The sequence below is a fragment of the Pseudomonas sp. 25 R 14 genome (assembly GCF_900004755.1).
GTDB lineage: Bacteria > Pseudomonadota > Gammaproteobacteria > Pseudomonadales > Pseudomonadaceae > Aquipseudomonas > Aquipseudomonas brenneri.
This window is the reverse complement of the sequence record NZ_CVTS01000063.1, coordinates 34300-46293: the sequence shown is the minus strand read 5'-3', so window position 1 is coordinate 46293 and position 11994 is coordinate 34300. Positions and strand designations below refer to the sequence as shown.

Sequence of the window (11994 nt, the reverse complement as noted above, 5' to 3'; positions counted from 1 at the left end):
TACACGTTCTATGCTTGCCTCCCAATGTTTATGCACCAACCTGCGTCGTGCCGCCCGTGGCGTCAGCAGGCACTATGACGGCGCCCTCGATGGCTTCGGGATCAACGTCGCCCAGTATTCCTTGTTGTGTAACCTGCAACGCCTGGATCAGCCGAGCATTTCCAGCCTGGCCGATGCCATGGGCCTGGATCGCAGCACCCTGGGGCGTAACTTGCGGGTGCTGGAGGGTGAAGGCCTGGTGCGGTTGGTCGAAGGTAATGATCTGCGCAATCGCCTGGTGGTGTTGACCAACATGGGTAAGGAGCGCCTGGCAGCGGCGTTGCCGGCCTGGGAAGCGGCGCAGCAGAAGTTGATCGATAAATTGGGGGCGCAAAAACGCGAAACCCTGTTGGCCTTGCTGGACGAACTCGCTTAAACGCGAGCAGGTTCGACTATAAGCGGGTATATACCCGTAAGCGGAGAATAATAATGACCTCGATGTGGCGTACCAGTGGCTGGATTCTTGTCGGGAGTGCGCTGATCCTGGCCCTTTCCCTGGGTGTGCGGCATGGCTTTGGCCTGTTCCTGTCGCCCATGAGCAGCGAGTTCGGTTGGGGTCGTGAAACCTTTGCCTTTGCCATCGCCTTGCAAAACCTGATCTGGGGCCTGGCACAGCCGTTTACCGGGGCCCTGGCCGATCGGTTTGGCGCGGCCAAAGTGGTGATGGTCGGTGGCGTGCTGTATGCCTTGGGCCTGGTGTTCATGGGCCTGTCCGATTCGGCGTGGTCGCTGTCCCTGAGTGCGGGCTTGCTGATTGGTATCGGCCTGTCCGGCACCTCGTTCTCGGTGATCCTTGGCGTGGTCGGGCGTGCCGTGGCCCCGGAAAAACGCAGCATGGCCATGGGCATTGCCAGTGCCGCCGGCTCTTTCGGCCAGTTCGCCATGTTGCCAGGCACCCTGGGCCTGATTGGCTGGCTGGGCTGGTCCGCCGCCTTGCTGGTGCTGGGCCTGCTGGTGGCGTTGATCGTGCCGTTGGTGACGATGATCAAGGACCGCCCGCTGCCAGTGATGGCCGGCCAGCAAACCTTGCGCGAGGCCCTGCATGAAGCCTGTTCCCATTCCGGTTTCTGGTTGCTGGCCTTCGGCTTTTTTGTCTGCGGATTCCAGGTGGTCTTTATCGGCGTGCACCTGCCGGCGTACCTGGTAGACCAGCATCTGCCGGCGACCGTTGGCACCACGGTGCTGGCCCTGATCGGCCTGTTCAACATCTTCGGTACCTACACCGCAGGCTGGCTCGGCGGGCGGATGTCCAAGCCGCGTCTGCTCACCGCACTGTACTTGCTGCGGGCGGTGGTGATTGTGCTGTTTCTGTGGGCGCCAGTGACGCAGACCAGTGCCTACTTGTTCGGCATGGCCATGGGCTTTTTGTGGCTGTCGACGGTACCGCTGACCAACGGTACGGTGGCAACCTTGTTTGGCGTGAGAAACCTGTCGATGCTGGGTGGGATTGTGTTCCTGTTCCATCAGTTGGGTTCGTTCCTCGGCGGTTGGCTGGGGGGCGTGGTCTATGATCGAACGGGCAACTACGATTTGATCTGGCAGGTGGCGATCGTCTTGAGCCTGGTCGCGGCCGCCCTGAACTGGCCAGTGCGTGAGCGGCCTGTGGCAAGGTTGCAGGCGCAGATGGGGGTCGCATGAATTCGACGTGGGGCTGGATTGGCGCAGCGGGGCTGCTGACGCTGTTGCTGCTGGCCTGGTGGGGTTGGCAGCGCAGCGGGCTGGCGTTGATGCAACTGGGCATGGCGATCTGTTAAGTTGCTTGTCTGACTTTGTCCAAGGACACCCAACATGTTGATGCGCTGGCTTGCAGTACCTGCCCTGATGGTGGCTTTTGGCGGTGTGGCCATGGCCGCCGATTGCCCGTCGTTGCTCGAAGGCCAATTGCCGAAGTTGCGCGCCAAGGAATCAATCGACCTGTGCCAGCGCTTTGCCGGCAAGCCTCTGGTGATCGTCAACACCGCCAGCTTTTGTGGGTTCGCCCCACAGTTCAAAGGCCTGGAGGCGCTGTATCAGCGCTACAAAGGCGACGGCCTGGAAGTGATTGGCGTGCCTTCCGATGACTTCAAGCAGGAAGCCAAGACGGGCGAAGAGACGGCCAAGGTCTGTTATGTGAACTACGGCGTGACCTTCACCATGACCGAGCCACAGAAAGTCAGGGGCGCGGATGCCGTGCATCTGTTCAAGGTGCTGGCCGAGCAGAGCAACGCGCCGAAATGGAATTTCTACAAGTACGTGGTGGATCGCCAGGGCAAGGTGATTGCCAGCTTCTCCAGTATGACCAAACCCGACAGCCCGGAACTGATCGAGGCTGTGGAGCAGGCGCTGGCTTCCAAGCCCTGACTATCAGCCACTAAAAAGCCCCGCCTCCTTTGCAGGAGAGCGGGGCTTTTTCATGCAGCGTTGAATCAGAACTTGTACGTCATGCCCAGGCCGAAACCGTTGGCGCTGTTTTTGTACTTGGCGTTGTAGCTAGCCAGAGCGTTGGAGCGGTTGACGCTGACTTCTTCTTCCTTGAGGTAGGAGTAGGCCAGGTCGATGGTCATGTTATCCATCACCGCGTAGCCCAGGCCAACACTGAAGATGGTCCGGTCGCCGGTAGGGATACGTGGCGAACGATCAGTGTTGTTGGTTGGCGACTGGTCGAAGGTCAGGCCGGTGCGCAATACAACCTGCTTGGTCAACTGGTACGAGGTGCCCACGGCATAAGCCCAGGTGTCGTGCCAGTTCTGGTCTTCCTTGATGGTGCCCACAAGACCAGGGGCGAGGCCGCCACCGGCTGTGCTCACGCCTTTGTTGTTGACGGTGATGTCCTTCAGACGGCTCCAGCGCGTCCAGGTTGCACCGGCATACAGCTTCCAGGCATCGTTCATGTCCTGGGTAACCGACAGATCCCAGGATTCAGGCGTGTCGATTTTCAGCGAAGCGTCATAACGACCGGTCGCCAGGGCGCCGGAGGTCGCAGCAGGCGCGTTGACTTCGGTGTGGCCTTCAAGCTTGTACTTGACCTTCGAGTGGTACGTCAGGCCAACACGGGTGGTGTCGGTCGCCTGGACCAATACGCCTGCGTTGAAACCAATGGCAGTATCGTCACCCTTGATCTTGATCCTGGTATCTGGAACGGCCGGGTTAAGGGTCAGCTCAGATTCCAGGGTGCCGGCAATGCGGTTGAAAGTTGGGCCAAAACCGACGGAAACCCGATCGTTGAAGGCGTAGCTGACAGTCGGCTGGAAAGTGATGACTTGAACTTCACTCTTGCTGCCGAAGCCACGGCCCTGATATTTGCTTTCGTAGTCGGTAATCAGGCCGAACGGTGCATACACACCAAAGCCGACAGCCCACTGGTCATTGAGTTTATTGGTGTAGAAACCGAACGGTACCGCCGTGAAGGGGACCATGTCGCCTTTGTTGGTGCCGCGGGAACGACCGCTGACATCTTTGATATCGGTAGATGCGTCAATCACCGCAACACCGCCAGTGACTTGCTGGCCTTGCAGGCGAGCCATACCGGCAGGGTTGCCATAAACAGTACTTGCATCATCGGCAGAAGAAGAACGACCCGCAAAACCGGTACCCATCCCGCTGACACTTTGTTCGTTGAGGGCAAAGCCGCTTGCGAACAGTTGGGATGAGGCCATGGCAACGGCGAGGCTAAGTGTGGTCTTGAGCATTACTTTTTTCATTATTAGAACTCCTAGGTGATCACCGCTGCGGAAAGTAACAATAAAATTCACTTAGCGCTATAGGCTGTAATGTAGGAGATAGAGCGGTTTTGTAGGACAATCCGACCAAAATTACCGAATTTTGCCGAATCTTGCAAAGTGCCCGATCAGCAGGCGACCTGATTCACGGGTGATACACAGGTTTGCCAGGCATGGGTGTAATCGCGCAGGCGGCCCTGAGGATGAAATATTTCTTTCCAGATACGGGCCATGGCCAACACATCGTCGGATCGAGGCAGTTCGGGGCGGTGTTGTTCCACCAGCAACCAGGCGATAGCGGTGGCGTAACGCAGGTTGACGGTCAGCTCCAACTGCGGCCCGCTGAGGAAGGCATGCTGGCTGGCGAGGCCGCGCACCAGGCTGGCACGTTCCGGGTCGAGGGCCAGGTAGTCATCCCACAGGGCTCTGTGGCGGGTTTCGGTAATGCGATACAAACCGTGGCCGCGTCGGTCGTGCAAGGCCGAGCCCAGTTCCGATTGGCTGGCGGCGACCCCCAGCAGCAGGGTTTCTGCGGTCTGGCTGTGGCGACCCAGGTAAATCAGCGTGGGGCGGATCACATAGCGACACAATTCGCTGGCGGCAATGCCCATAAAACCCTCGAAACCCTATAAATGGTCGACGAGGCCTGAGAAGGGGGGGGGCTTGGCAGCGGTGGATCGGATCTCAGGCTCGCCGGAGGCGGAACATGCCGCCTGAGTTGAAGTGTAGTGTCAGATTCGCGACGTAAAGGACTGTTTTTAAAATATTTCTGGCTGGTGGTTATAAGCGTTATATCTGTTTGGCCTAAAGGACCTCGGCAAAAACCGCGAATCGCAGGCAATAAAAAACCCTGCCTTGTGGGCAGGGTTTTCGATGTTCAGCGTCGGGTCAATCAGGCAACCAGGGCCTGACGGGTACGCTCGATCACGGCCTGCAGCGGCTCTGCGCTGGAGTATTGATCGGGGTACAGGCGTTCGCTGTGACGAGCGATGCCGTGTTCGTTGACCAGGGTGAAGCTGAAGCAGCCTTTGCGAGCGGCCATGATCAGGCAGTTCATTGGGGCAAAAGCATTGGTGAGGGTGCGAATGGCATCCTGAGTATGGATTTGAGTGGACATATTATGGGTGTTCCTACAAATGACACGGATAAGAACCGTGCAACGTTAAAACGTTCCAGTGACGCTGATCACCATTGATCATGCGAAGAACCCGACTGGAACAAAGCAGCCAGTTTGAAGCGCTAAATAGTTTGGCGCGCTTGGGCTGGCAGGTAGGTACTTAGGAGGGCAGGCAACACAACAGGGGCAAAGGTTCTGGGCCCAGGGTGAAGATCCTGATCAATCTGCAGGTTGGTTCGGTCAGAGTATGGAGACTTCGCGACACCCTTTGCATTGTTCAAAGGCAGTGTCGTCGCAAGTGATACCTGGAAACCATCGAGGTGGTCGATCCCATCAAGATTGACAGAACTTCTCTTTAGGGAAGCTACGTCGCGGGGATTTGTTCGACCAGAATTGACTTTCAGCTTGGTACTAACGCCGCAGATAGTAATGGCTTGAAACGGGTAAAGCAAGTGTGTTAGCAAAAATACTTCAATCAGCCGCCCATCAGAGCGCGATAAACCAGCACTGTTGCCGCCGCCGCCAACGAACAGCCCAGCGCGTAGGCCGCCAGGGTCAGGCGTAGGGATTGGCCGGTTTCTATGACTCTCATTACATCCTGCATGGCATTGATCCGCCCATCCCCCAACTCGATGCACAGGCTGATTGCCGTGAAGGCCGCCGACAACAGGATTGCGATGGCAAACAGCGCGCCGTCAGGGGAGGGCAGTGCGGCATTGATCCCCAGGGACATCACACAAACGGCGAGTAGCAGTAATGCGAACACCAGGATCCCTTTCATGAAGCGGCGCCTCCTTGCTGTAGGGCCAACAGTGTGGCGAGACCAGGGTCGTTTGAAAAGTGGCGTTTAGATGTCACCCGTAACGTTTTGCCGTGCTGTTGGGCCACAAAACGGTGGGGATATAACCGCCAGGCAGGTAGTTGTGCACATTGGTTGCGCAGTGTGTCACCGGGATGGCAGCGTGCAGGATTGGCTTACGAATGCCTGCGTCTAAAATTTAAGTCAATGAAAAACCTGGCTTTTTTTTATTGGTGAAAAAATCGTCAGTTTAAGCGCGGCCCCCGTTCCATGGGGCTTTGCGCGAGTTAAAGCACGGTTGTCCACTGAGTTATCCACAGCTTCTGTGGATTGTCCCAAGCGCTTGCTCTAGAACGGGCGTGCAGGGTTTTTTCAGCTTTACGCGTACGAAAAAAGGAGTAGAGTGGCGCGCCTTCCGTTCTGCCCTACAGTGCTTTATGAAGTTTCGCTCCGTATCACCTTCTGTTACCGATAACCCTCCGAGTGTTACCGCACCCAAGCGTTTCTCCTTGAAGGTTGCCCTGTGGCTGCTGGATAGCCCGCGCATTGGCGACAACCCCAATATCAAGCATTTTGCCGGGCGTCTGCTCAAGCAACCGGCGCGTGAAGGGGTGGTTGTGGCACAGAGCCGCCTGGGCCTGTTGATGTGTCGCGAGTGCGGCAATGCCAGGGATCGTCGCATCGGCCACGACCTCCTGCGCCAGGCCGCCCGTGCCGGCGACCTGGGCGCCCAGCGTGAACTGGGTCAGATCAAAGACTGAGCTGTCCACGAAGCGCCTGCTTGGTTAACCTTCCTCTTTTACCGTAATGGCAGGAATGGCTATGGCTTTTGACTGGACCAGTGTTGCGCTGGGTCTCGCCGCTGCGGCGTTGCCTTTGTTGGTCCTGTGCTGGCAGATCCAGCGCCGCCTGAATGCACGCAGCGCCGGTTGGGAGCTGTTGGAGGAGCGCCTGGCTACGGCGCAGATGGCCCAGGAAGGACTGGCCGCGCAACTGGACGCCAGTCGTGACGAAATCAGCGACCTGAGCCAGGCCAATGCGGCGAAACAGGCGGATCTGGCAGCGGTGCGCCGGGAAGTCGAGTTGCTGCAGATCGACCGCGATAACGCACGTGATGCGGCCCACGCCTGGAACATCGAGCGCTCCGGCAAGGAAGGGGAACTGCGTCGCCTGGACGCCTTGTCGGCCTCCCTGCGCGCCGAACTGCGCGAGCAGCAGGACAGTCATCAACAGCGCCTCAACGACCTGCAAGGCTCGCGGGATGAACTGCGCGCGCAGTTCGCCGAGCTTGCGGGGAAAATCTTCGACGAGCGCGAGCAGCGGTTTGCCGAAACCAGCCAGCAGCGCCTGGGGCAATTGCTCGACCCGTTGAAGGAGCGCATCCAGTCGTTCGAAAAACGCGTGGAAGAAAGCTATCAGAACGAGGCGCGCGAGCGTTTTTCCCTGGCCAAGGAGCTGGAGCGCCTGCAGCAATTGAACCTGCGCCTGTCGGACGAAGCCACTAACCTCACCCGCGCCCTCAAGGGGCAGAAGACCCAGGGTAACTGGGGCGAGTTGATTCTGGAGCGGGTGCTGGAACATGCGGGCCTGGAGAAAGGCCGCGAGTACCAGACCCAAGTCAGCCTCAAAGGCCCGGATGGCGAGCGTTTCCAGCCGGACGTGCTGATCATGTTGCCGGGCGACAAGCAGGTGGTGGTCGACTCCAAGGTCAGCCTGACGGCCTATCAGCAGTACGTGGCGGCCGATGACGAGGTGATCGGCCAGGTTGCCCTCAAGCAGCACGTATTGTCGCTGCGCAACCATGTCAAAGGCTTGGCCGGCAAGGACTACAAGCGGCTGGAAGGCTTGCACAGCCTGGATTTCGTGTTGTTGTTCGTGCCTATCGAGGCGGCGTTTTCCGCCGCGTTGCAGGCCGAGCCGAACCTGTTCCAGGAAGCCTTCGACCGCCATATCGTGATCGTCAGCCCGACCACCTTGCTGGCGACCCTGCGGGTGATCGACAGCCTGTGGAAGCAGGAGCGGCAAAGCCAGAACGCCCGGGAAATCGCCGAGCGCGCCGGCTGGCTGTACGACAAGTTCGTGCTGTTTATCCAGGATCTGGATGAAGTGGGCAATCGATTGCAGCAGTTGGATAAGGCTTACAGTGCAGCGCGTAATAAACTTACAGATGGTCGCGGAAATCTGGTCAGCCGGGTCGAGCAGTTGAAGCTGCTGGGGGCGCGTGCCAGCAAAGGCTTGCCGTCCGAGCTGCTGGAAAAAGCGATGACTGATGAAGATGGCGTCGCCCAACTCCCTGATTAAACGCGGAACCCCAATGTGGGAGCAGGCTTGTGTGGCATTAGGGCAAGCCAGCTCCCACACGTTACAAAGGCAGATGCCGGTTCAGCAGCGCCCGCAACGCCGCCGGCTTCACCGGCTTGGCCAGGTAGTCCAGCCCCGCTGCGTGCACCTCGGCCACCATCTCCGGCCGGCCATCGGCGCTGATCACCACCCCCGGAATCGGCTCCGCCAGTTGTGCACGCAGCCAGCCCATCAACTCGGTCCCCGTCTCGCCATGGTCCAGGTGGTAATCGACCAGGGCCAGTTGCGGGCGCATGCCTTCGGCCAGCAACGCCGCGCATTGCGCCTGATCGCGTGCGGTCCAGACCTGGCAGCCCCAGCGACTCAACAGGCTGCGCATGCCAATCAGGATGCTGTCTTCATTGTCCACGCACAGCACCTGGGCGCCGCTCAGTGGCAGGCCCTTGTCCGGCGCGGCTTGTACCTGCAAGTGGGTCTGCGCCTTGGCCAGCGGTACGCTGACGCTGAACACGCTGCCTTTGCCGGGCCACGAGCGCACGCGCAAGCGGTGGCCGAGTACGCGGCACAGCCCGTCAGCGATGGCCAGGCCAAGCCCCAGACCCTTCTCGGCACGGGTCTGGTGGCTGTCCAGGCGCTTGAACTCTTCGAAGATCACTTTCTGTTTATCCAGCGGAATTCCCGGGCCACGGTCCCACACCTCCAGGCGCAGTTCGCCGCGACGCCGACGTACACCCAGCAGCACCGGGCCGTGGGCATAACGGAAGGCGTTGGTCAGGAAATTCTGCAGAATCCGCCGCAGCAGCTTGATATCACTGTCGACGCGCAAGCGGCTGCCACGCAGGCGGAAGCGCAAGCCTTGCTCCTGGGCCAGCACCTTGAACTCCGCACCCAGTGCGTCGAACAACTCACTCAAGGCAAACGGCTGGCGCTGGGGATTGATCTTGCCGTTTTCCAGGCGCGAGATATCCAGCAAGTCGCTGATCAGGTCTTCGGCTGAGCGCAGCGAACTGTCCAGGTGCTGCACCAATTGCCGGGCCTCTCCGGACAAGCCTTCGCTCTGGTGGGAGAGGGCAGCGGAGAACAGGCGTGCCGCGTTAAGGGGCTGCATCAGGTCATGGCTGACGGCGGCGAGGAAGCGGGTTTTCGACTGGTTGGCCGACTCGGCCACGCCTTTGGCATCGGTCAGGGCAACATTGAGTTGCGACAGTTCATGGGTGCGTTCGGTGACCCGCTGTTCCAGGCCTTCATTGGCCTCGGTCAGGGCCTGTTCGGCCTCGCGGAAGGCGGTGATGTCGGTGAAACTCATGACGAACCCACCACCGGGCATCGGGTTGCCGATCAGTTCGATCACCCGGCCGTTGGGAAATAGCCGTTCTGAGGTATGCGCGCGGCCCTGGCGCATCCAGTGCAGGCGCCGCGCCACGTGGACTTCGGCTTCGCCCGGGCCGCACAGCCCGCGCTCGGCGTTGTAGCGAATAATGTCGGCAATCGGCCGGCCGACGCTGATCAGGCCGTCGGGGTAGTTGAACAGCTCCAGGTAGCGGCGGTTCCAGGCCACCAGCTTGAGGGACTGATCCACCACGCTGATGCCTTGGGTGATGTTCTCGATTGCGCCTTGCAACAGCGCTCGGTTGAACTGCAGCACTTCGGAGGCTTCGTCAGCGATACGGACTACGTCCTCCAGCTGCATTTCGCGGCCTTCAATCGCCGCTTTCACCACCGCCCGCGTGGATGAGGCACCCAGTACGCCCGCCAGCAGCCGCTCGGTGTGGGCAATCCAGTCGTTGTCGGCATTCTGGTTGGGGTTAAAACCTTTGCCTTGGCGGTAGGCAAAACGGATGAAGCTTTGCTGCGCCCGTTCTTCGCCGACAAAACGCGCAGCCAGGCTCAACAGGTCATTGATCTGCACCGACAGCATGGACCGCGCACTGGCGCGCTGGCTGGTTTCCTGGCCGATAAACCGCCCGGCCTGCCAATGCTCCGAGACCCGTGTGCGCGACAGCACCGAGACCCAGGCAAACAGGGTGAAGTTACCGGCCAGGGACAGCACCACGCCCTGGGTCAGCGGTGTGATCGGCAGCCCCAGCGGGTTGCCATGCAGCCAGGCCAGCCCCGGGAAGATATCCAGTGACCAGCCCAGGCTATGGGCGGCAATCGGCAACACCAGGGTGTAGAACCACAGGAAGGTGCCCGCCGCCAGGCCGGCAAACACGCCGCGACGGTTGGCCTGCTTCCAGTACAGCGCGCCGAGCATCGCCGGTGCCAGTTGGGTTACGGCGGCAAAGGCGATCTGGCCGATGGTCGCCAGGCTGGCAGTGGAGCCGAGCAGGCGATAGCTGACATAGGCCAACAGCAGAATAATCACGATGCTGACCCGGCGCACCGAGAGCATCCAGTGGCGGAAGACTTCGAATGGGCGCTCGGCGTTGGTGCGGCGCAGCAGCCACGGCAGCAGCATATCGTTGGACACCATGGTCGACAGCGCCACACTGGCGACGATGACCATACCGGTCGCTGCCGAAGCACCGCCGATAAATGCCAGCAGCGCCAGGGCCGGATGGGCTTCGGCCAGGGGCAGGCTGATCACGTAGGAGTCTGGCAGCACTGAGCTTGGCAGCAGCATCTTGCCGCCCAGGGCAATCGGCACCACAAACAGCGCGGCCAGCACCAGGTAGGCTGGGAAGACCCACTTGGCCAGGCGCAGGTCCTGGGGCTCGATGTTCTCCACCACGGTGACGTGGAACTGCCGGGGCAGGCAGATAATCGCCATCATCGCCACGCCGGTCTGTACCACCATCGACGGCCAGTTGACGGTCTCTTTCCAGTATTCCTCCAGCCTCGGCGCGAGCATCGCCTGGCTGAACAGGTCGTTGAAACCGTCGTACAGGCCGTAGGTGACAAACGCGCCGACGGCGAGAAATGCGAACAGCTTGACCAGGGATTCAAAGGCAATCGCCAGCACCATGCCACGGTGGTGCTCGGTGGCGTCGAGGTTGCGGGTGCCGAACACAATGGTGAACAGCGCCAGCACCAGGGACACGATCAGGGCGGTGTCCTGGGCCCGTGTGCCGGTGGCATCGGCGCCGGCGCCAATCAGCAGGTTGACCCCTAGCACGATGCCTTTGAGTTGCAGGGCAATATAAGGCAGCACGCCGACCAGGCAGATCAGCGCCACCACCACCGCCAGGGACTGGGATTTGCCATAGCGCGCAGCGATAAAGTCAGCGATGGAGGTAATGTTTTCCTGCTTGCTGATCAGAATCATCTTTTGCAGGACCCAGGGCGCCAGCACCAGCAGCAGTACGGGGCCCAGGTAGATCGGTAAAAATGCCCACAATTGTTCTGCGGCCTGGCCCACAGCGCCAAAGAAGGTCCAACTGGTGCAGTACACCGCCAGCGAGAGGCTATACACCCACGCACGCACCCGTGGCGGCAGCGGCGCGTGGCGGCGGTCACCGTAGAAGGCGATGGCAAACATAATGGCCATATAGGCCAGGGCAACGGCGGCGATCAGCCCGCTGGACAGCGTCATGAGTACTCCGGACATAAGAACACCCAGGCTTCCAGGCCCGGGACGACAGTCTCGCATGATGCTCGGGGTTAGTCAGTGTCGACGAAGGTCGTGTAGGGGGGGCCTACAATCGTGGCGGCAGGGTTTTCTGGCGCAGGATGTAGATTGTCACCAGCACCGCACTGGTCAGCATGAATCCACGTGCCCAGGGCAATGGCACCAGGTAACAGGACAGACCGATGCTCAACCACATCAGGCCGATGGCGTACACCTTGCCCTTGAGCGGGATGCCGTTGCCATCCAGATAATCCCGAATCCAGGGGCCCAGGCGCGGATGGTTGACCAGCCAGTGGTAGAAACGCGGTGAGCTGCGGGCAAAGCAGCCGGCAGCCAATAACAGGAAGGGGGTGGTTGGCAAGACCGGCAGGAAGATCCCGATCACCCCGAGTGTGACGCTCAACCAGCCAATGGCCAGCAGTGCGTAGCGCACAATCGGGGAACGGTTGCCCATGGGCGCCACGGGCGGGGG

At 60.2% G+C, this 11994-nt stretch carries 11 protein-coding genes; 5 read left to right on the top strand and 6 right to left on the bottom strand.

The window, feature by feature from the left end; translation table 11 throughout:
- Positions 1-10 precede the first annotated feature (10 nt).
- From BFQ03_RS22650 to BFQ03_RS22640, 3 genes are all read left to right on the top strand, one after another.
- Positions 11-415: a MarR family winged helix-turn-helix transcriptional regulator gene (locus tag BFQ03_RS22650; protein ID WP_032857058.1), complete on the top strand. Its 405-nt coding sequence runs from the start codon at positions 11-13 to the stop codon at positions 413-415.
- Positions 416-477: 62 nt separating this feature from the next.
- On the top strand, positions 478-1677 hold the full coding sequence (locus BFQ03_RS22645; protein ID WP_175403915.1) for an MFS transporter: 1200 nt from the start codon (positions 478-480) through the stop codon (positions 1675-1677).
- Between the two features lie 150 nt (positions 1678-1827).
- Entirely contained in the window at positions 1828-2379 is a 552-nt protein-coding gene (locus BFQ03_RS22640) for a glutathione peroxidase (protein ID WP_065944059.1), read from the top strand.
- A 65-nt stretch (positions 2380-2444) separates the two neighbouring features.
- Here the strand turns inward: BFQ03_RS22640 and BFQ03_RS22635 are convergent, their stop codons facing one another.
- From BFQ03_RS22635 to BFQ03_RS22620, 4 genes are all read right to left on the bottom strand, one after another.
- Positions 2445-3719, bottom strand: coding sequence for an OmpP1/FadL family transporter (locus tag BFQ03_RS22635; protein ID WP_032857061.1), 1275 nt, complete (start codon positions 3717-3719; stop codon positions 2445-2447).
- A 146-nt stretch (positions 3720-3865) separates the two neighbouring features.
- Positions 3866-4348, bottom strand: a complete 483-nt coding sequence (locus tag BFQ03_RS22630; RefSeq protein ID WP_032857062.1) for a hypothetical protein — start codon at positions 4346-4348, stop codon at positions 3866-3868.
- A 281-nt stretch (positions 4349-4629) separates the two neighbouring features.
- Complete coding sequence (locus BFQ03_RS22625; RefSeq protein WP_007898912.1) at positions 4630-4854, bottom strand: hypothetical protein; 225 nt, start codon at positions 4852-4854, stop codon at positions 4630-4632.
- A 475-nt stretch (positions 4855-5329) separates the two neighbouring features.
- Positions 5330-5635 carry a hypothetical protein gene (locus BFQ03_RS22620; RefSeq protein ID WP_032857063.1) on the bottom strand — a complete coding sequence of 102 codons (306 nt, stop codon included), beginning with the start codon at positions 5633-5635 and terminating at the stop codon, positions 5330-5332.
- A 455-nt stretch (positions 5636-6090) separates the two neighbouring features.
- Here BFQ03_RS22620 and BFQ03_RS22615 point away from each other — a divergent pair, with 455 nt between their 5' ends.
- Together BFQ03_RS22615 and rmuC are read left to right on the top strand one after the other, a co-directional pair.
- The gene (locus tag BFQ03_RS22615) at positions 6091-6414 is read left to right on the top strand and encodes an SEL1-like repeat protein (protein WP_032857064.1); all 324 of its coding nucleotides are present in this window, start codon (positions 6091-6093) and stop codon (positions 6412-6414) included.
- Positions 6415-6589: 175 nt separating this feature from the next.
- Positions 6590-7954: a DNA recombination protein RmuC gene (gene rmuC / locus BFQ03_RS22610; RefSeq protein ID WP_167360828.1), complete on the top strand. Its 1365-nt coding sequence runs from the start codon at positions 6590-6592 to the stop codon at positions 7952-7954.
- A gap of 61 nt (positions 7955-8015) precedes the next feature.
- Here rmuC and BFQ03_RS22605 read toward each other — a convergent pair whose 3' ends face one another.
- Together BFQ03_RS22605 and BFQ03_RS22600 are read right to left on the bottom strand one after the other, a co-directional pair.
- Positions 8016-11486 carry a hybrid sensor histidine kinase/response regulator gene (locus BFQ03_RS22605; RefSeq protein WP_032857066.1) on the bottom strand — a complete coding sequence of 1157 codons (3471 nt, stop codon included), beginning with the start codon at positions 11484-11486 and terminating at the stop codon, positions 8016-8018.
- 103 nt (positions 11487-11589) lie between these two features.
- Positions 11590-11976, bottom strand: a complete 387-nt coding sequence (locus BFQ03_RS22600) for a YbaN family protein (RefSeq protein ID WP_065944058.1) — start codon at positions 11974-11976, stop codon at positions 11590-11592.
- Positions 11977-11994 lie beyond the last annotated feature (18 nt).

What these genes read in the sequence shown, in the direction of transcription:
- BFQ03_RS22635 (WP_032857061.1), bottom strand. Translation starts at nt 3,719, where the DNA reads ATGAAAAAAGTAATGCTCAAGACCACACTTAGCCTCGCCGTTGCCATG.
- BFQ03_RS22615 (WP_032857064.1), top strand. Translation starts at nt 6,091, where the DNA reads ATGAAGTTTCGCTCCGTATCACCTTCTGTTACCGATAACCCTCCGAGT.
- BFQ03_RS22605 (WP_032857066.1), bottom strand. Translation starts at nt 11,486, where the DNA reads ATGACGCTGTCCAGCGGGCTGATCGCCGCCGTTGCCCTGGCCTATATG.
- BFQ03_RS22630 (WP_032857062.1), bottom strand. Translation starts at nt 4,348, where the DNA reads ATGGGCATTGCCGCCAGCGAATTGTGTCGCTATGTGATCCGCCCCACG.
- BFQ03_RS22620 (WP_032857063.1), bottom strand. Translation starts at nt 5,635, where the DNA reads ATGAAAGGGATCCTGGTGTTCGCATTACTGCTACTCGCCGTTTGTGTG.
- BFQ03_RS22640 (WP_065944059.1), top strand. Translation starts at nt 1,828, where the DNA reads ATGTTGATGCGCTGGCTTGCAGTACCTGCCCTGATGGTGGCTTTTGGC.
- BFQ03_RS22645 (WP_175403915.1), top strand. Translation starts at nt 478, where the DNA reads ATGTGGCGTACCAGTGGCTGGATTCTTGTCGGGAGTGCGCTGATCCTG.
- BFQ03_RS22625 (WP_007898912.1), bottom strand. Translation starts at nt 4,854, where the DNA reads ATGTCCACTCAAATCCATACTCAGGATGCCATTCGCACCCTCACCAAT.
- BFQ03_RS22600 (WP_065944058.1), bottom strand. Translation starts at nt 11,976, where the DNA reads ATGGGCAACCGTTCCCCGATTGTGCGCTACGCACTGCTGGCCATTGGC.
- BFQ03_RS22650 (WP_032857058.1), top strand. Translation starts at nt 11, where the DNA reads ATGCTTGCCTCCCAATGTTTATGCACCAACCTGCGTCGTGCCGCCCGT.